Origin of the sequence: Pseudosporangium ferrugineum, assembly GCF_003002065.1 — a bacterium.
Lineage (GTDB): Bacteria > Actinomycetota > Actinomycetes > Mycobacteriales > Micromonosporaceae > Actinoplanes > Actinoplanes ferrugineus_A.
In genome coordinates this window covers 98364-116765 of the sequence record NZ_PVZG01000007.1, presented here as the reverse complement: position 1 = coordinate 116765, position 18402 = coordinate 98364, and the positions used below count along the sequence as shown (strand labels likewise).

The following is an 18402-nucleotide window of genomic DNA, read 5'->3' as shown; positions in this document are numbered from 1 at the left end:
GCCGGCTCAGGAAGTGATGTCCTTGCGGGTGAAGCGGTAGAACGCCAGCGACCAGAACAGCGTCGCGTAACAGACCGCCGAGAGCGCGCCCTTGACCACGTCGTCGGTCTGCATCGGGGTGGACAGCAGCCCGAGCCAGGCGTCGCTGAAGTGGGTGGGCAGGAACGACCGCACCGAGCCCAGCGCCGTGATCTGGTCGAGGATGCTCGACAGGATCCACAGCAGGACCGCGCCGCCGACCGCGCCCAGCGCCGCGTCCGTCAGCACCGACAGCAGGAACGCCAGGCCGGCCACGCCGAGCAGCACCACCGCGAGGTAGCCCAGGATGGCCAGCAGGCGCAGGAGGCCCTCGCCGGCCGGGATCTCCGCGGCCACCGTGCTGCCCAGCGGGTGCCAGCCGTAGCGCAGGGTGCCGACCAGCACGGCCGTGCCGGCCAGCGTGAGCAGCGCGGTCAGCGAGTAGCCGAGCGCGACCACGAGCTTGACGCCGAGCAGCCGGGCGCGCGGCACCGGGATCGCCAGCAGATAGCGCAGGCTGCCCCAGCTCGCCTCGGAGGCCACCGTGTCCCCGCAGAACAGCGCCACCACCACGACCAAAAGGAAGCTCGCCGAGACCGCGATGCTGAACAGGGCGAAGTTCAGCCCGCCCGAGGTGGCCAGGTCGACCAGCGAGGAGAAGGCGCCGCCGCCGTTGTCGTCGTCCCCGCCGCCGCCGAACTCGAAGGCGACCAGGATGATCAACGGCAGCAGGACCATGAAACCCAGGGCCAATTGGGTACGCCGCCGCGACGCCTGCCGCCGGATCTCGGCCCGGATCGGCATAGTGGCGGACGGCCGGTAGCCGGTTGCTGCGCTGCTCATCGGTCTCCGCTTCCCCGGGAGTTGTCGCCGACCAGGGCCAGGAACGCGTCCTCGAGGCGGCGCCGCGGCACCACCCGGTCCACGCCGACGCCGGCCCGGACCAGGGACGCCACCACCTCCTCGCGAGGCGTGCCGTTCATGTCCACGATCAGGCCGGACTTGCCGTCCTGCTGCACCGAGCGCACGTTCAGGCCCTCCAGCACGGTGGCCGCGGTCGTCACGTCGGAGACGGACAGCTGCACCGACGGCGACTCGCCCACGATGTCGTCGACCGGCCCGGCCGCGACGATTCGGCCCTTGTTCACCACGACGGCGTGCGTGCAGGTCTGCTCGACCTCGGCCAGCAGATGACTGGAGACCAGGACGGCCCGCCCGTCGGTGGCGTACCGGCGCAGCACCCGGCGCATCTCGGCGATCTGCGGCGGGTCGAGCCCGTCCGTCGGTTCGTCGAGCACGAGCAACTCCGGCAGGCCGAGCATGGCTTGGGCGATGGCCAGCCGCTGCCGCATGCCGTGGCTGTAGTTCTTCGTCCTGCGGTGCACCGAGTCGCCGAGGCCGGCGATCTCCAGCGCCTCGTCGAAGTGCGCGTCCTCGAGCGGCCGGCCGGTGGCCTGCCAGTACGCCCTCAGGTTCTGGTAGCCGCTCAGGTGCGGCAGGAAGCCCGGGCCCTCGACGAGTGCACCCACCCGGGACAGGATCGGCGCGCCCGGCACCAGCGGGCGCCCGAACACCAGGGCGTCGCCCGAGGTGGGCATCGTCAGGCCCATGAGCACCCGCAGCGTCGTCGTCTTGCCCGCGCCGTTCGGGCCCAGCAGGCCGACGACCTGCCCGCGCTCGACCCGGAAGTCCACCTGCTCGACGGCGACGAAGCCGTCCGCGTACGCCTTCCGCAGCCCCCGCACCACCAGCGGCGTGTCGGCGAACTCGGCGACCGGCGGCGTCTCCCGGCGGCGGCGCAGGAGCAACACCGCGGCGAGGCCCAGCGCGATCGCGGCGAGCACGCCCAGCAGCACGTACCGCCAGACGACCTGCGGGTTGGCGATCGGGGTGCCCACCACGGTCGGCAGGGTCACCGCCGGTTCCACCGCGACCGTGTAGACGGCCGGGTCGGCGGGGGTCAGGAACGCCTGGTCCGAGGTCGCGACGACCACCCGTACGGTATGGCCCGAGTCGATCCGTCGCACGATCCCCGGCAGCGTCACGGTGACCGGCTGCGCCGCGGTGATGTCCCGCGGCAGCCCGGTGAGCCGGACCGGGGCGATGAGGCCGCCGCTCAGCGTCGCCGTGCCGTTCGGGTCCACGTCGTAGAGCTTGACGAAGACCGTCGCCGACCCGGTGGGGGAGGCGACCCGCAGCCGCACGCTGGGCGCGCCGACCACGTCGATCGCGTCGGTCACCGGCGCCGAGTCGAACTCCGCGTGCTGCCCGGGCAGGTCACCCGCGACGCCGCCGAGCAGGGAGCTGAGCTGACCGCCGACGCCCGGCAGCGACGACAGCCCGCCCGGGTTGCCGTTCGGCGGGTTGGCGACCGGCTGCGCGGGGCCGGCGACGGTGACCTCGGTGCGCCCGGTCCCGCCCAGGCCCGGGTAGTCCGGATCCGAGTAGCCGTTGGCGACCAGCCCGCGGTCGAGCGCGCTGAAGCCGGTGACCCGCGAGTACGTGAAGCTGTTCGCCGGCGCGCCGCCGTCGCCCTTCACGTAGTGGTCCAGCCACGTCGCGGTGAGAAACTTCGTGCGGTCCCGGTCCGTCTGCGGGCCCTCGCCGCCGTCGTGGCCGCCGGTGAACCAGGCGACGCGTACGGGGGTGCCGGTCCGCGCGATGCCCCGGGCGTTGGCGTCGGCCTCGGAGAGCGGGAAGAGCGTGTCCACCGCGCCCTGGACGAGCAGCGTCGGTGCCTTGATCCGGTCGAGCACCGTGGCCGGGCTGGAACGCCGCAGCAGCGCGGTGGTGGCGGCGTCCGGCGTGCCGGTCGTGGCCATCTTCAGGTACGCCGCGCACACGTCCGCGGCGAACCGCCCGCACGCGGGGTCGCCCGGCACGGCCGGCCGGTCGCGCTCCAGCGGCGACGACGAGCCGCTGCCGAAGAACAGCCCGGCCCAGCTCTTCTTGAACACGCCGGGGGCGGTGACACCGTCCGCCGACTGCGGGAAGAAGGCCCGGCCCAGGTCGTTCCAGGTGATCAGCGGCACGATCGCGTCGACCCGCGGGTCCTGCCCGGCCAGCAGCAGGGCGAGCGCGCCGCCGTACGAGCCGCCGACCACGCCCACCCGGGGGTCGCCGGCCGCGTCGGTGCGCACCTCGGGCCGGGCGGCCAGCCAGTCGAGCAGCCGCTGGGCGTCCTTGACCTCGTGGTCCGGGCTGTCCAGGTGGATCTCGCCGCCGCTGGCCCCGAAGCCGCGCGCGGTCCAGGTCAGCACCGCGTAGCCCCGGTCGGCGAGGGACTCCGCGTCGCCGCTGACCGAATCCTTCGTACCCCCGAAGCCGTGCGCCAGGAGCACCGCCGGCACCCGGCCGTCGCGGTCCTTCGGCAGGTAGAAGCGGGTGTCGAGGGCGACCGGCTCGGTGCCGGAGGGCCCGGACAGCACGGTGAGCCGCTGGTCGGTGGCCGTCCAGGACCGGCGTTCGGGCAGCGCCGCCCAGGTCACGAGGGCCGCCACGAGCACGACGACCGCGGCGCCCGCCACGACCCGGCGCCGCGTGGGGCGGGGCAGGGCACGGCGGAGCTTCAGGGCAGGCATGCGGATCACGCTATCCGCGGGCCGCTGAGCGGCAGCTGTGAACCCGTCAGCAGCCCTGCTTGTCGGTGTAGTGGAACTGGAGGGTCTGGCCCGGACCGGCCTCGATCCCGGCGACCTTGTCCTTCTCGATGCGGAAGAGCAGGGCGTTGCCGCCGTCGAGGGTGAACCACGCCTTCGCGCCCACCCAGTTGTCCAGCTGCTTGCCGGACGGATACATGCCCTTCAGCTTCGGGTAGCTCGTGCCGACCTTGGCGCCGGTCGGCGTGGTGACGGCGGTGCTGGTCACGGCGATGCGCTGGAGCTTGCCGCCGCTGAAGGCCAGCGTGGGGCGGGCGTACTCGCTGAGGCCCTTGGCGGTGCCGCAGCCCTGCTCGGTGGAGACGGTGCCGATGAGCGCGGCGGACTTCAGCTCGCTCTGGGCCACACCCAGCGCGTACGGCCCCAGCCCCGCCGAGGAGAGCACGCCGGACTCGCCCGCGCCCCGGCCCACCGGGCCCTGGTTGGCGCCGCCGCCCTTCTTCGGGGGCTTCTGCGTCGCGGTGCCCTCGGTGGGCTTCGCGCCGGGGGAGGCGGAACCGCCGGGTGCGGCGGAGCCCGTCGGCGCGGCCGGACCGCTGGGGCCCGCGGACGCTCCGGGCGTCACGAAGGCCGGCGTGCCCTTGTCGTCGGAATCGTCGCCGCACGCGGCGACTCCGAGCAGAGTGAGCGCGGCAACGGCGAGTGCGACGCGGCGGTGCCTCATTGTGGTGTGCCTCCCCGGGGCGACTGACGGCGATAGCGTGTCAACCTAGTCCCCTCTTCCAAACCGAAAGGCCCCGCGGTGCCAGACGACCTCACGCTGACCGTGACCCAGCGGCCGGCGGCCCTCGACGCCCGCCGCGGCATCGTCCGGCTGCACCCCGAGGTGATGGCCGCGCTGGCCGTCAACCCGGGTGATCCCCTGCGGCTGACCGGCCGCCGGGTGACCGCCGGCATCGCCGCCCGGGCCGAACCGGGGTCCAGCCGGGCGCTGCTCTACGCCGACGACCTGACCATCGGCAACCTCGGGCTGCGCGACGGCGGCCAGGTGACGGTGACGCCGGTGCCGGTCGCCGGGGCGCGCCGGGTCACGCTGGCCGGCCCCGCCGAGATCGTCGCGGTGGTCTCGCCGGAGATGCTGCGGCTCGCCCTGCTCGGCAAGGTGGTCAGCGCCGGCGACGACGTGTCGCTGCTGCCCCAGGACGTCATGCCCGAGGCCGGCCACAAGCCGCTCGTCGAGGCGGCCCGGCGCAGCCTCGCCAACCGGGTCGGCTACGCCTGGACGAGCACGTTGCTGCAGGTCGTCGCGGTCGAGGAGGCGGACGCCACGCTGGTCACGATGGACACCGTGGTGGGCTGGCAGGACGGTCAGTTCTCTTCCGTACGCCCGGGAGCGCCGCAGGAGACGTCCCGCGCCGAGCCCGCGTCCACCGACCCCGACACGCCGCCGCCCAGCGTGGACGATCTGCCCGGGCTGCGTGCCCAGGCGCAGGAGCTCACCGAGCTGCTCGACCTCGGCTTCCACCACGGCGAGGTGCTGGGCCGGCTGGGCACCACCGTGTCGCTCGGGGTGCTGATCTCCGGCCCGGCCGGGTCGGGCAAGTCGGCGCTGGTCCGCGCGGTCGCCGCGAGCGTCGGCGCCACCGTGCTGCCGGTGTGGGCGCCGGAGCTGGCGGCGCTGACCAACGACGCCGCCGCGACCCGGCTGCGCGGGCTGGCCCGGGACGTGCGCGCCGGTGCCCCGGCCGTGCTGCTGGTCGCCGACGTCGAGGCGCTGGCGCCGCGCGACGAGCCCGGCCCGCTGGCCACGGTGTTCCGGCAGGTGCTGGGCGAGCTGGTGCGGGCCGGCGCGGCGGTGGTCTGCACGACGAGCCGGCCGGAGTCCGTCGACCCGTCGCTGCGCTCCCCGGACCTGCTGGCGGTGCAGCTGGCGGTGCCGCTGCCGGACGCCGCCATGCGCCGCGACCAGCTGCGCGTGCTCACCCGCGGGATGCCGCTCGCCGAGGACGTGCGCCTGGACGACGTGGCCGGGCGTACCCCCGGCTTCGTCGCCGCCGACCTCGGCGCCCTGGCCCGCGAGGCCGGAGTACGGGCCGCGCTGCGGCAGAAGGAGGCGGAATCGCCGACGGTGACCATGGCCGACTTCGAGGCCGCGCTCGACGTGGTCCGCCCCACCTCGATGGCCGAGTCGACGCTGGAGGTCGCCCAGGTGACCCTGGACGAGGTCGGCGACATGGTCGAGGTGAAGCAGGTCCTCACCGAGTCGGTGCTGTGGCCGCTGACCTATCCGGACACGTTCGCCCGGCTCGGCGTGCAACCACCCCGCGGCGTGCTGCTCTACGGCCCGCCCGGGTGCGGCAAGACCTACCTGGTCAAGGCCATCGCGGGTACGGGTAAGGCCAACGTCCTGTCGGTCAAGGGCGCCGAGCTGCTGAGCAAGTGGGTCGGCGACAGCGAGCGCGCGGTCCGGGAGCTGTTCCGCCGTGCCCGGGAGGCCGCCCCGACGCTGGTGTTCCTCGACGAGGTGGACGCGCTCGCACCCACCCGCGGCCAGTCCACCGACGGCGGCACCACCGACCGCGTGGTCGCCGCCCTGCTGACCGAGCTGGACGGCGTGGAGGCGCTGCGCAACGTCGTGGTGATCGGGGCGACGAACCGGCCCGACCTGATCGACCCGGCCCTGCTGCGCTCCGGGCGCCTGGAACGCCTGGTCTTCGTGCCGCCGCCGGACGCCGACGCCCGCGCCGCGATCCTGCGCGCCTCGTCGAAGTCGGTGCCGCTGGACGACGCGGTGGACCTCGACGCGCTGGGTGCGGAGCTCGAGGGCTTCTCCGCCGCGGACTGCGCGGCGCTCATCCGGGAGGCGGCCCTGGCCGCGATGCGCGAGTCCCTGGACGCGTCGACGGTGACCGCCGGGCACGTGGCCACGGCCCGCAAGCGGGTGCGCGCGTCGCTGGATCCGGTGCAGGTGGCGTGGCTGGAGGCGTACGCGGCAACCCACGCTCCTGGCTGACGTGGCCGGGGCTCGGCGTCGCCGGGGCTCGGCGTGGCCGGGCTTTGGCGGGGCCGGGCTCAGCGTCGCCGGGTTCGGGCCCGGGTGGAGCGCAGGCGGCGCAGGCGGCCGATCAGCACCGGGTCGTGGGCGAGCGCGGCCGGGTTGTCGAGCAGCCCGTTGAGGAGCTGGTAGTAGCGCGTCGAGGAGAGCCCGAACGCGTCGCGGATGGCCTGCTCCTTGGAGCCGGCGTGCTTCCACCACTTCTGCTCGAAGGCGAGGATCTGCTGCTCGCGTTCGGTGAGGACGGGCTGCTCCGCCGTCTCGGCGTCCTCGCGGGGTGCCGGGATCTGCTGCTGCTCGTTGAGGGGTTGCATCGATACCTCGCCGGTGGTGGAAGTGCCCACGCGTAGGGGACCGCCACCATAGTGGCAGCCGGCGATCCCCGCCGCGCGTCTTCCGCCGAAGTTACCTCAGGTGATGTCTCGACTGCGGAGGGTCCACATTGCCAGCCCCACGACCAGGACCAGAACGGCGCCGAAGACGCCGCCGGCCATGGGCCAGGTGATGGTCAGCGTGTCCGGCACGCAGCCGTCCGGTGAGACGTTGCAGGCGTTCCAGTCCTCGAGCTTGACGGACTTGTCCACCCAGGCGGCAGCCCAGGTCGGGATCAGGTACGCCTCCAGGAACTTGACGCCGGCCAGCGACAGCACCGTACCCAGGCCGAACTGGAACAGCACGACGACGCCGATCGCCACACCCATCGCCACCGCCGTGTGCCGGCCGAGCGAGGCCAGGCCGAAGCCGACGGCCCCCGCGAACAGCACCAGCCCCAGACCCCGCAGCTCCATGAGCATCACGGACTGCCACGCGCCCGAGGTCATGCCCTCCATCGTGCCGCGGAGGTTGCCGATCACCGCGAAGATGCCGGTCCAGATCAGCGAGATCACCACCGTCACCACCGAGAGCGTGACCAGCAGCGCGCCGAGCTTGGTGCTCAGCACCTTGATCCGCTGAGGCCGCCACAGCAGCAGGTTCATCATGCCGCCGCTGGTCCACTCGGCGCCCACGAACGACGCGCCGATGACGAACGCCATCACCGCCAGGATCGCCGCCAGCGCCGTCTCCATCGCGCCGAACTGCTCACGGAAGTCGAAGGTGGACGGCATGTACCACTCGGCCTGGAAATCGTCCCGGGTCGGCGTCCACATGTTCGCGCAGTCCGAGCCGGGCTGCGCCGCGCACGCCTTCTTCTCCGCCTCCGACTGCACCACGGCCTGCTGGAACTCGCGGTCGGCCTTCGCCTGAGCGGCGGCCACGACCTCGGGCGTGTTCTTCTGGTTGCTGAAGAACATGCCGCCGGCGATCAGCGCCAGCACCACGACCACGCCGAGCAGGAAGAAGCGGCTGAAGCGGCGCTTCGTGAGCCGCCGGGTCTCTGCCGTATACAGGCTCACTGTCCCCACCCGCCGTGCGCCGGGCCCGCCTGGGCCATGACCGTCTGATCGACCTGCCGGTGCTCGCCCGCGACCGGCGCGGTGCCGGTCAGCTCCAGGAACACGCTCTCCAGGTCCACCGACACCGGAGCCAGCTCCGAGACGAAGACGTTGCGGAGGGCGAGCGTACGGGTGATGGCGCTGGGCTGGGCGATCCCGCTGACCATCAGGTGATCCTGCTCGAGGGAGACCTGCGCGCCCAGCTCGCGAAGGGCCGCCGCGGATGCGGGGAGGTCGACGGCCGACTCCAGGCGTACGCGTACCGAAGAAGTGGCGTGCTGGGCCAGAACCTCCGCCACGCTGCCGGCGGCGACCCGCCGCCCGGCGGCGATGATCGTGACCGAGTCGCAGATGAGCTGGATCTCGCCGAGGATGTGGCTGGAGAGCACCACGGTCATGCCGGACTCCGCGAGGTTGCGCATCAGCGTGCGCATCTCCCGGATGCCGCCCGGGTCGAGGCCGTTGGCGGGCTCGTCGAGGATCAGCAGCCGGGGGTTCTTCAGCAGGGCCGAGGCCACCGCCAGCCGCTGCTTCATGCCCAGTGAGTACGTCTTCACCCGGTCCTTGGCCCGGTCCCGCAGGCCGACCAGCTCCAGCACCTCGAAGACCCGGGCCCGCTCGACGCCGCCCGCGTCGGCGAGCAGCAGGAGGGTGTCCTGGGCGGAGAAGTTGCCGAAGAACTGCGGGCTCTCGACGATCGCGCCGACCGAACCGGCCACCTCGGGCAGGGCCGCCGGCACCTCACGCCCCAGGATCGCCATGCGGCCGGCGTTGGGGCGGATCAGGCCGAGCAGCGTACGCAGGGTGGTCGTCTTGCCCGATCCGTTGGGGCCGAGGAACCCGTGCACCTGACCCGCCTCGACGACCATGTCGAAGCCGTCGAGGGCCTTGCGCACCCCCTTCCGGCTGCGATAGGTCTTCTGCAGACCCTGGATCTCAAGGACGGCGCTCACGCCGCACCTCCTGGCCTAGTGATGAATGAACAATTTTCAACCGGGCTCGAGCCCGATGCCGCCGGGCCGTCGACCAGCGGCGGGCGCTGCCGGCCTCGCCACGTTGAAAGAGGTTCAATGACGTGCGTCACCCTATGCACACCGCGCCACCCCGCGTGACTCATACCTCGGGACAACTCCCTTGGCATCCGCGGTTCACCACGTAAGGTGTTCGTAACACAACTGAATACCTCATCCAGAGGGGCTGAGGGATACGGCCCGACGACGCCCCGGCAACCACCGCGCTTGACTCGATGACGAGGCCAGCGCGCGGCAGGTGCTAATTCCGTCCCGGATTCGCGGTGACCCCGCGCCCGGGGAAGATGAGAAGGAGCCTCGTATGACGTCGACGGTCGACGCCCCCCGCCAGTCCACCAGCCCCGCCCGCGCGCTCGTCTGCCGTGGCTGCGGCACCGAGTTCCCCCTCGCCGCGCAGCACGCGTGTTACGAGTGTTTCGGTCCGCTCGAGGTCGCGTACGACGCGGCCGCCCTCGCCGCCGTCACCCGCGAGCAGATCGAGGCCGGGCCGCAGAACATCTGGCGCTACGCCGCCCTGCTGCCCGCCGGCCAGGACCCGGACACCCGCGTCACCCTCGACCCCGGCCTGACCCCGCTGGTCAGCGCCCCCGCCCTGGCCGCCGAGATCGGCCTGCGGGCGCCCCTGTGGGTCAAGGACGACTCCGCCAACCCGACCCACTCCTTCAAGGACCGGGTCGTCTCCGTCGCCCTCACCGCCGCCCGCGAGCTCGGCTTCACCCGCTTCGCCTGCGCCTCCACCGGCAACCTGGCCAACTCGGTGGCCGCGCACGCCGCCCGCGCCGGGGTGCCGAGCATCGTGTTCATCCCCAGCGACCTCGAGCCGGGCAAAATCATCACCTCCGCGGTGTACGGCGGCGGCCTGGTCGCCATCGAGGGCTCGTACGACGACGTCAACCGCCTCTGCGGCGAACTGGTCGAGACCGACGAGTTCGAGGACACCGCGTTCGTGAACGTCAACGTCCGCCCGTTCTACGCCGAGGGCTCCAAGACGCTCGGCTACGAGGTGGCCGAGCAGCTCGGCTGGCGCATCCCGGCCCAGGTCGTCATCCCGATGGCCTCCGGCGAGCTGCTCACCAAGGTCGACAAGGCGTTCAGCGAGCTCGTCGAGATCGGCCTGGTCGAGGCGCCCGAGGAAGGCTGGACGGTGTACGGCGCCCAGTCGGCCGGCTGCAACCCCATCGCGGTGGCCCTGCACAACGGCACCGACCAGATCACCCCGGTGAAGCCCACCGGCATCGCCAAGTCCCTGAACATCGGCGACCCGGCGGCGGGCGCGTACGCGATCGAGGCCGTCCAGCGCACCGGCGGCTGGATGGACTACGCCGACGACGACGAGATCCGCGAGGGCATCCGCCTGCTCGCGAAGACCACCGGCATCTTCGCCGAGACGGCCGGCGGCACCACCGTCGCCGTCCTGAAGAAGCTCGTCGCCGGCGGCAAGCTCGACCCCACCAAGGAGACGGTCGTCTACAACACGGGCGAGGGCCTCAAGACCATCGACGCGGTCGCCGGCCTGGTCGGCCCGACGCACCACATCAAGCCCTCCCTCCGCGGCGCCCGCGAGGCCGGCCTCCTCGGATAACAACGCTGGGTAATCGATCCTCTGCCGACCGTCGAGAATTCCTACCCGCGAGGACTTGCGCCGGGATCTCGGGATCGGCAGGATGCTCTACGCGGGAGGACGCGACGCCGTACGAGGCCCCACCTTCGAGCTTGGTGACAATCTCTCCGGGGCCCAACGACCCAGTGCCGGAGGCGCTGTGCGCGCGTCCTCTCGACCAACTTCCGGGCCTGGCCCGGGCCGGTATCCCGGTCCGGGCCAGGCCCGCCTCTCGGTCCGCGCCGGGGCGGTCCCCGTAGGCCCGCGCCGCGGGGTTCGGCTTGGCCGGCGGCTCCGGCGGGATCCTCGGCGGACCGCGGTTCGGTCTGTGTGGCTCGGCGGCTCAGGGGTTGCGGTTGCGGCTGAGCTTGCGGGCCCAGGGGCGCAGGGGCGCGTCGGCGTAGCCGCCCCGTTCGAGGCCGGCGTGCCGCTCGAAGACGTTGCGGCTGCCGTAGGAGCCGGTCATGAGGTAGGAGTACCCGCAGGCGGCCCAGTAGGCGGGCCAGAACAGCGGGCCGAGGACGGCGTACTGGCCCGCGTGCCGGCTCTCGTGCGCCAGCAACTCGGCACGCCCCTCGTGCAGCAGCCAGTCCGCGCTCCGCCGGGTGATGATGACCGACCCGACCGTGAAGCACGTCGCCGGCGGCACCTTCCGCCGGTAACCCTCCGCGACCAGGATGCCGTGCCGCCCGCGACGGACCTTCGCCCCGGTGAGGACGGCGACCGCGAGCCCGGCCAGCGTGGTCCCGTTGACCGCCGTCAGCACCGACCGGGCCAACGGCCACCGCCGCAACGCCGGCCTCCCCCTCGGCCCGGCGGTGGGGTCCGGGGCGGGGTCGGGTGGGGGTGGGGTGGTCATGCGCGGCGGCGCATCTGGAGTTCCTGGAGTCCCGGCAGGACCGGGTGGGGGACCCGTACGCCGGTGTCCTCGAAGCCCAGCCGTTCGTAGGCGCGGACGGCCCGGTCGTTGCCCACCACGACCTCGAGCATCAGCTCCCGCCTCCCCACCGACAGCGACCATTCGGCGACCGCGTCGACCAGCGACGGGAGCACTCCCTGGCCGCGGTGGGACGGCGTGATGTAGACGGCGAAGACGACCGTGGCGGCCGGGTCCTCGGGCAGGACCGTGCCGCCCGCGTGGCCGATGAGGCGGCTGCCCGGGTCGGCGACGAACTGCGCCAGCTGGCCGCCCGCCGAGGCCTGCACGATCCGGCGCCGGAAGTCGGCGTGCGGGCGCGCCGCCGCTTGGGCCAGGGTCTCCAGGAACGCGAGCGGGCTGTCGGCCAGCATCTCGAGCCGCAGGGCCCGCATCCTCGCCGCGTCCTCGGGGGTCACCCGGTGCACGGTGCAGGGCGGCGCCAGGGTGCTGGTCATGCTGCCTGCCTACCCGCTGACGCCGGGGTAGGCAACCCGGATGCCGCTTTTGCGACGCACCCCGCCCCGCCCCGCGCATGCGGCGAGGCCGGCTCGGTGGGGATGGGCGCGGACGGACGGGGGAACTGGTCGTGCGGACGGTCGTGGTGTGGGCGCGCGAGCAGATCGTCCGGGTGGTTGCGCGGGAGGGCCGCGGTGAGGGCGCGCGAGCGGGTCACCCCGGGGGTTGCGCGGGAGAGGCCGTGGTGAGGGCGCGCGGGTAGGTCGCGTCCGGGCGGCTCGGAGCGGATGGGCGTGCAGCGGCTGGGTGGAGTTGCGCGGGAGAGGCCGCGGGGACCTCGGCCGGCAGGGTGGGCCGTCGCCGCACCCTGCCGGGGGTGGGTCAGGAGCCGAGCTCGAGCATCCGGTCGACGACCCGCTTGGTGGCGTTGCCGTCGTCCAGGTCGCAGAAGCGGGTCTGGAAGGCGCGGCGCGGCGCGGCGTACGCGTTCGGGTCGACGGCCAGTTCGGCCAGGGACTTGATGACGTCGTCCGAGGTCATCAGGAGCGGGCCCGGGGCTTCCTGTTCGAAGTCGAAGTAGAAGCCGCGGAGCTTGTCGCGGTAGTGCTCCAGGTCGTACGTGAAGAGCAGGATCGGGCGGCCGGTGTTGGCGAAGTCGAACATCACCGACGAGTAGTCGGTGATCAGGACGTCGGTGACCGAGAGGAGGTCCGCCATGTCCGGGTACGTCGACACGTCGCGGACGAAGCCCGAGCCGTCGTCCGGGATGGGGTCGACGACGTTGGGGTGGCGGCGTACCAGCAGGACGTGGTCGTCGCCGAGCATGCGGCGGGCGGCGGTCAGGTCGAGCTGCATCGACATCTTGTAGCGGCCCTGGCCGTAGAACTCGTCGTCGCGCCACGTGGGGGCGTACAGGACGACCCGCTTGCCGGTGGGCAGGTCGAGCCGGCGGCGGATCGCGGAGATCGTCACCGGGTCGGTCCGGAAGAGGATGTCGTTGCGGGGGTAGCCGGATTCCAGCATCTCGCCCTCGTAGCGGAACGCCCGCTGGAGGATCGGCGTGCTGAAGCGGTTGGGCGACACCAGGAACGTCCAGTTGGGCGTCTCCTGCTCGACCCGCTGCAGGTAGTTGCGGTCGGCGTGGCGGATGTCGGTGACGTCGAAGCCGATCCGCTTGAGCGGGGTGCCGTGCCACGTCTGCACCACGACCTGGCCGGGGCGGCGCTGGAACCAGTCCGGCAGGTGCGAGTTGGTGACGATGTAGCGGCACGTGGCCAGGGCGTCGTACCACTCGGTGCCGCCGAGCCGGGCGGTGGTCAGGGTCTCCGGCGTGTACGCCTGCCCGTCGCGGACGGTCAGGTACTGCGCCTCGAGCGGCAGGCCGCGGCGGATCAGCTCCTCGTGCATCGCCTTGGGGCTGTCCGAATACTGCCGGCCGCCGAAGCTCTCGAAGAGCACGGCCTCGCGCAGCGGGGTGCGGCGCAGGGCGGCGGTGCGCTTCTCGCGCAGCTGGGTGCGGGCGTACGCGCCGCGCTCGTCGACCTGGAGCACCGAGCCGGCCCGGAGCGCGACGAAATCGCCCTCGGCGAGTTCGAGGGTGAACTCCCGGTGCTGGTCGGGGGAGAGCGCCGGGCAGATCGCGCGGACGTTGTTGGCCACGACCAGGTTGGTGACCGAGTACGCCCCGCCCGCGCGGTGGCTGACCAGGAGGTCCCACAGGCCGGGGCGCAGCTCGATGAAGCCGCCCCACGAGTCGACCTTGCTGGGGTTGAGCAGCGCCGTCCAGCGGTCCCCGTCGGCGGTCACCGCGAGCTCCCGCTCCTCGGCCGCGCCGCGCATCCGCAGGCGGATCTCCGGTACGCCGTCGGCCGGCTCGAAGTCGCCGGTGAGCACCAGCGTGCCGTCGGGACGCCATTCGGCCGAGTCGGCCACCGGGCCGCGCGCGCGGGAGCACAGCCAGAGGAAGCCCGCGGCCGTACGGCGCACGAAGACGTGCCGGTCGTACATGCCCGAGCGGGCCGTGGGCAGGTCGTCGCTGAGCAGGTGCACCGACTGCTGCCCGCCGCTGAAGAACGCCATCTGGATGCGCCAGCGGTCCATCGCACCGCCGGGCGGCGGCATGACCGGCGGGCCGGCGTGCTCGAACAGCGGCTTGAGGGACACCACCGCGCGGAACGGGGTGCTGCCCTGGCGGGTCTCGCCGAACTCGACGGCCGCGTACGCCTCGGCCACGTCCGGGACCCGGCACAGGCGCAGCCGGCCGGCGTTGGGCCGGGGGCCGGACACCACGCCGTCGATGACGAGCTTGTCGTCCTCGAAGGCGATGGCGGTCGTCCTGGCGGTCACCTTGTCGATGCGGAAGAGGATGTACGTCCCGTCCGCCATCGGGGTGAGCTGCGTGGTGGCGTCGAGGTATTGCGGCGTGAGGCGCAGGCGGGTGGGGTGCGGGCCCACCTTCAGGCGGCCCTTGCGCAGCTTGGTGCCGGCGATGATGCCGACGGCGATCTGCCAGCGGCCCTCTTCCCAGGCGCCGCCGTTCTGCAGCGTCGCCGGGTCGATCGTGACCTCGAAGCCGGACCAGTCGTAGGACTTGTCGCCGTGGCTGGAGGTCGCGGTCGCCTCGGGCTCGCGGCGCGGGGTGGCCGGCAGGGTGATGGTGCGGCCCGTGGTGCGCTCGCGGAGGCGGACGATGCGGGCGGACGTCCAGCGGGAGTTGGCGGCGGTGCCGTCGATGTACGCGTACCCGCGGATCACGATCTTGCCGTCGTGCCAGCTCAGCTCGGTGATCTGGCTGCGCACCGCGGGCTTGCCCATGTTGTAGAACTCGCGCGGGACGCCCACCGCGGGGTCGTCGAGGAACGGCAGCTCGGCGTAGCGCTTGTTGCCCTCGTGCTTGGTGGCGATCGGCATGCCGGGGCGGCTGGCGAGCAGCACCTCGATGACCTCGGCGAGCTTGTTCTCGCGGACGAGGTGCCAGAGGACCGCGTATTTCGCCGGCAGGCTCTCGATGGTGCCGGGGCGTACGCGGGCGAGGAACAGGTTGACCTCGCGCATGAACGAGGCCTGGAACTCGGGGTCGGCGTCGGGCAGCGCGGCGAGCACGATGGCGAAGTCGTCGACCAGCACGTTGGCGTCGTACGCCTGCTTGACCTCGCCCTGGTGGTGCTCGCCGAGGAACCGGCTGACCCGGTCGACGGCGCGCAGCCGGTCGGCCGTCGTCTTCCAGTCGGTCTTGCGCTGGGTGATCGACTTCTCGCCGCTCTCGCGCTTGCGCCAGTAGTAGACCGGCACGTTCACCACGTCGACCGATTTGGCCATCGCGTGGGCGGTCAGCGCGACCGGGACGTCCTCGAACACGACGCCCTCGGGGAAGGCCAGCCCGTGCTCGTCCCAGAACCGGCGGCGGTAGATCTTGTTCCACACCGTACGGTCCTTGAGCAGGGTGAGCCGCTCGCTGACGTGGGTGCGCAGCACGGTCTTGGTGAAGATCGGCGCGTGCATCGGCGAGGCGGCGGCGCCCTTGGAGGTCAGCGACCGCACCGCGCCGCAGGCGAAGTCGGAACCCGTCTGCTCCAGGGTGGTCATGATCATTTCGTACGCGTACGGCGGGACGACGTCGTCGCCGTCGGCGAAGGTCAGGAAGGTGCCGCGGGCGACCGCGATGCCGGCGTTGCGGGCCTGACCCGGTCCGCCCTCGCTCTGGTGGAGGACCTGGAAGCGCTGATCCCGCCGGGCCCACCCGTCGGCGATCGCCGCGGTGCCGTCGACCGAGCCGTCGTCCACGACCACGATCTGGAGGTTGCTGTACGTCTGCCGGGCGAGCGACTCGAGGCACTCGTCGAGGTACGCCTCGATGTCGTGCGCCGGCACGACGACGCTGAGCAGAGGCTTGCTTCCGGTGCCGGGCGAGTGCGGTGAGTCGCCCCCGGTTTCGGTGACGCTGGGTGATCTCTGCGCCGGAATCCGCCTGGTGTCCGGCTCCCGTAGGTGGGCGCTCTCGGTCGCGCCGACGATACGGTTGTCCACTCCGCTCACTCCTCAATCCGGACATTGCCGGACCGCGCCGGATCGCCCGTTGTCACGCGGCACGCGAGCCGCCCCCGCACGTTACAGGCAGCGTCAATCGGAGTATGGCTCCCGGCCAACCTGCAGCAATGCGCAATTTAGCATTGATCTGTCCGGATCCAACAGTGCGAAAAGTGCAAACCGGGCGCGGCTGCCGAACATCGACCGGGTGTATTACGCGGGCACCCTCCCAACGGCCCATGGGCGGCCCCGGGTGATCGCTGTCACTGGCCGGATCGGGCCCCGGCGAGGTGGCGGGGATCGTTCACGCATCGTGATCAAGAAGGTGTTGCGCGGACCCCGTGGAGATGACCGTTGTCCTTGCACTCGCCCCATCAGAGTGCTAAACAAGTCATTGGCACTCGCGACACGTGAGTGCCAGACAGCTCTACAGGTCGGGGCGGTGGGGTCGCGGCCACGGTGCCGCCATCGGCGCCGGGGCACGGGACCGGTCGTCGCGGGCTATCCGGCTCGACCTGAGGACGTCACATCGCCAGGTGGTGACGTCCGCAGTGTTCCGCACCGTGCGGAGGGCGGGGCCGAGGAGGCCCGGCACCGCGAATGTCCAGGAGGACACAGCCGTATGGCCAAGATCATCGCATTCGACGAGGAAGCTCGTCGCGGCCTCGAGCGGGGCATGAACCAGCTCGCCGACGCCGTCAAGGTGACGCTCGGCCCCAAGGGCCGCAATGTCGTGCTCGAGAAGAAGTGGGGCGCGCCCACCATCACCAACGATGGTGTGTCGATCGCCAAGGAGATCGAGCTCGAGGACCCCTACGAGAAGATCGGCGCCGAGCTGGTCAAGGAGGTCGCGAAGAAGACCGACGACGTCGCCGGTGACGGCACGACGACGGCGACCGTCCTGGCCCAGGCGCTGGTCCGCGAGGGTCTGCGCAACGTCGCGGCCGGCGCGAACCCGATGGCCCTGAAGCGGGGCATCGAGGCCGCCGTGGCGAGCGTCTCCGAGGGCCTCTCGCAGCTCGCCAAGGACGTGGAGACCAAGGAGCAGATCGCCTCCACCGCCTCCATCTCGGCGGGTGACTCCACGGTCGGCGAGATCATCGCCGAGGCCATGGACAAGGTCGGCAAGGAAGGCGTCATCACCGTCGAGGAGAGCAACACCTTCGGCCTCGAGCTCGAGCTCACCGAAGGTATGCGCTTCGACAAGGGCTACATCTCGGCGTACTTCATGACCGACGCCGAGCGGATGGAGGCCGTCTTCGACGACCCGTACATCCTCATCGCGAACAGCAAGATCTCCGCGGTCAAGGACCTGCTGCCCGTCCTCGAGAAGGTCATGCAGGGCGGCAAGCCGCTGATCATCATCGCCGAGGACGTCGAGGGCGAGGCCCTGGCGACCCTGGTCGTCAACAAGGTCCGTGGCACCTTCAAGTCCGTCGCCGTCAAGGCCCCGGGCTTCGGTGACCGCCGCAAGGCCATGCTGGACGACATCGCCATCCTCACCGGCGGCACGGTCATCAGCGAGGAGGTCGGCCTCAAGCTCGACGCCGCCGACCTGAGCCTGCTGGGCCAGGCCCGCAAGGTCGTCATCACCAAGGACGAGACCACCATCGTCGACGGTGCCGGCAACGCCGAGCAGATCCAGGGCCGGGTCAACCAGATCCGCGCCGAGATCGAGAAGTCGGACTCCGACTACGACCGCGAGAAGCTGCAGGAGCGCCTGGCCAAGCTGGCCGGCGGTGTCGCGGTCATCAAGGTCGGCGCGGCCACCGAGGTCGAGCTCAAGGAGCGCAAGCACCGCATCGAGGACGCCGTGCGCAACGCGAAGGCGGCCGTCGAGGAGGGCATCGTGCCCGGCGGTGGCGTGGCGCTCGTGCAGGCCGGCAAGACCGCGTTCGACAAGCTCGACCTGGCGGGCGACGAGGCCACCGGCGCGAACATCGTCAAGGTCGCGCTCGACGCCCCGCTGCGTCAGATCGCCGTGAACGCCGGCCTCGAGGGCGGCGTCGTGGTCGAGAAGGTGCGCAACCTGGACGCCGGCCACGGCCTGAACGCCGCCAACGGCGAGTACGTGGACCTGCTGGCCGCGGGCATCATCGACCCGGCCAAGGTCACCCGCTCGGCGCTGCAGAACGCCGCGTCGATCGCCGCGCTGTTCCTCACGACCGAGGCGGTCGTGGCGGACAAGCCCGAGAAGACCCCGGCCCCGGCCGGCGCCCCGGGCGGCGGAGACATGGACTTCTGAGTCCAGCAACTGCACAGCGA

12 protein-coding genes and 1 riboswitch are annotated in these 18402 nt (G+C 72.1%); of the genes, 3 read left to right on the top strand and 9 right to left on the bottom strand.

Features of this window, described 5'->3' with window-relative positions; translation table 11 throughout:
• Positions 1 to 6: 6 nt before the first annotated feature.
• From CLV70_RS16620 to CLV70_RS16610, 3 genes are read right to left on the bottom strand one after another with little or no spacing between them, the layout of a single operon-like run.
• The gene (locus tag CLV70_RS16620; protein WP_106127418.1) at positions 7 to 861 is read right to left on the bottom strand and encodes an ABC transporter permease; all 855 of its coding nucleotides are present in this window, start codon (positions 859 to 861) and stop codon (positions 7 to 9) included.
• Positions 858 to 3599: an alpha/beta fold hydrolase gene (locus CLV70_RS16615; RefSeq protein WP_106127646.1), complete on the bottom strand. Its 2742-nt coding sequence runs from the start codon at positions 3597 to 3599 to the stop codon at positions 858 to 860. The genes CLV70_RS16620 and CLV70_RS16615 overlap by 4 nt, the downstream gene beginning before the upstream one ends.
• Positions 3600 to 3645: 46 nt before the next feature.
• On the bottom strand, positions 3646 to 4341 hold the full coding sequence (locus CLV70_RS16610) for a hypothetical protein (RefSeq protein ID WP_106127417.1): 696 nt from the start codon (positions 4339 to 4341) through the stop codon (positions 3646 to 3648).
• 78 nt (positions 4342 to 4419) lie between these two features.
• Between CLV70_RS16610 and CLV70_RS16605 the strand changes: the two genes are divergently transcribed.
• On the top strand, positions 4420 to 6630 hold the full coding sequence (locus CLV70_RS16605; RefSeq protein WP_106127416.1) for an AAA family ATPase: 2211 nt from the start codon (positions 4420 to 4422) through the stop codon (positions 6628 to 6630).
• A gap of 59 nt (positions 6631 to 6689) precedes the next feature.
• Here the strand turns inward: CLV70_RS16605 and CLV70_RS16600 are convergent, their stop codons facing one another.
• The 3 genes from CLV70_RS16600 to CLV70_RS16590 all read right to left on the bottom strand — a co-directional run bounded on the left by CLV70_RS16600 (position 6690) and on the right by CLV70_RS16590 (position 9058).
• A complete protein-coding gene (locus CLV70_RS16600) occupies positions 6690 to 7016 on the bottom strand; it encodes a DUF3263 domain-containing protein (RefSeq protein ID WP_245908279.1) in 327 nt (108 codons plus the stop codon).
• A 66-nt stretch (positions 7017 to 7082) separates the two neighbouring features.
• Entirely contained in the window at positions 7083 to 8066 is a 984-nt protein-coding gene (locus CLV70_RS16595; protein ID WP_106127415.1) for an ABC transporter permease subunit, read from the bottom strand.
• Positions 8063 to 9058, bottom strand: coding sequence for an ATP-binding cassette domain-containing protein (locus CLV70_RS16590; RefSeq protein WP_106127414.1), 996 nt, complete (start codon positions 9056 to 9058; stop codon positions 8063 to 8065). Before CLV70_RS16590 ends, CLV70_RS16595 begins: the two co-directional genes overlap by 4 nt.
• A gap of 228 nt (positions 9059 to 9286) precedes the next feature.
• A riboswitch (SAM riboswitch) is annotated at positions 9287 to 9427 on the top strand.
• A 10-nt stretch (positions 9428 to 9437) separates the two neighbouring features.
• On the opposite strand from CLV70_RS16590, the gene thrC reads away from it, so the two are divergent.
• Positions 9438 to 10718, top strand: coding sequence for a threonine synthase (gene thrC, locus CLV70_RS16585; protein ID WP_106127413.1), 1281 nt, complete (start codon positions 9438 to 9440; stop codon positions 10716 to 10718).
• A gap of 361 nt (positions 10719 to 11079) precedes the next feature.
• On the opposite strand, the gene CLV70_RS16580 is transcribed toward thrC, so the two are convergent.
• From CLV70_RS16580 to CLV70_RS16570, 3 genes are all read right to left on the bottom strand, one after another.
• A complete protein-coding gene (locus tag CLV70_RS16580) occupies positions 11080 to 11595 on the bottom strand; it encodes a hypothetical protein (RefSeq protein WP_245908278.1) in 516 nt (171 codons plus the stop codon).
• A complete protein-coding gene (locus CLV70_RS16575) occupies positions 11592 to 12110 on the bottom strand; it encodes a GNAT family N-acetyltransferase (RefSeq protein ID WP_106127411.1) in 519 nt (172 codons plus the stop codon). Before CLV70_RS16575 ends, CLV70_RS16580 begins: the two co-directional genes overlap by 4 nt.
• A 382-nt stretch (positions 12111 to 12492) precedes the next feature.
• Positions 12493 to 16137, bottom strand: a complete 3645-nt coding sequence (locus CLV70_RS16570; RefSeq protein ID WP_106127410.1) for a bifunctional glycosyltransferase/CDP-glycerol:glycerophosphate glycerophosphotransferase — start codon at positions 16135 to 16137, stop codon at positions 12493 to 12495.
• A gap of 622 nt (positions 16138 to 16759) precedes the next feature.
• Between CLV70_RS16570 and groL the strand changes: the two genes are divergently transcribed.
• Positions 16760 to 18382, top strand: coding sequence for a chaperonin GroEL (gene groL / locus CLV70_RS16565; protein WP_106127409.1), 1623 nt, complete (start codon positions 16760 to 16762; stop codon positions 18380 to 18382).
• Positions 18383 to 18402 lie beyond the last annotated feature (20 nt).

Bases quoted from the DNA above. Each gene is read 5' to 3' on its own strand.
- CLV70_RS16620 (WP_106127418.1), bottom strand. From the start codon at position 861: ATGAGCAGCGCAGCAACCGGCTACCGGCCGTCCGCCACTATGCCGATC.
- CLV70_RS16575 (WP_106127411.1), bottom strand. From the start codon at position 12,110: ATGACCAGCACCCTGGCGCCGCCCTGCACCGTGCACCGGGTGACCCCC.
- CLV70_RS16615 (WP_106127646.1), bottom strand. From the start codon at position 3,599: ATGCCTGCCCTGAAGCTCCGCCGTGCCCTGCCCCGCCCCACGCGGCGC.
- groL (WP_106127409.1), top strand. From the start codon at position 16,760: ATGGCCAAGATCATCGCATTCGACGAGGAAGCTCGTCGCGGCCTCGAG.
- thrC (WP_106127413.1), top strand. From the start codon at position 9,438: ATGACGTCGACGGTCGACGCCCCCCGCCAGTCCACCAGCCCCGCCCGC.
- CLV70_RS16580 (WP_245908278.1), bottom strand. From the start codon at position 11,595: ATGACCACCCCACCCCCACCCGACCCCGCCCCGGACCCCACCGCCGGG.
- CLV70_RS16610 (WP_106127417.1), bottom strand. From the start codon at position 4,341: ATGAGGCACCGCCGCGTCGCACTCGCCGTTGCCGCGCTCACTCTGCTC.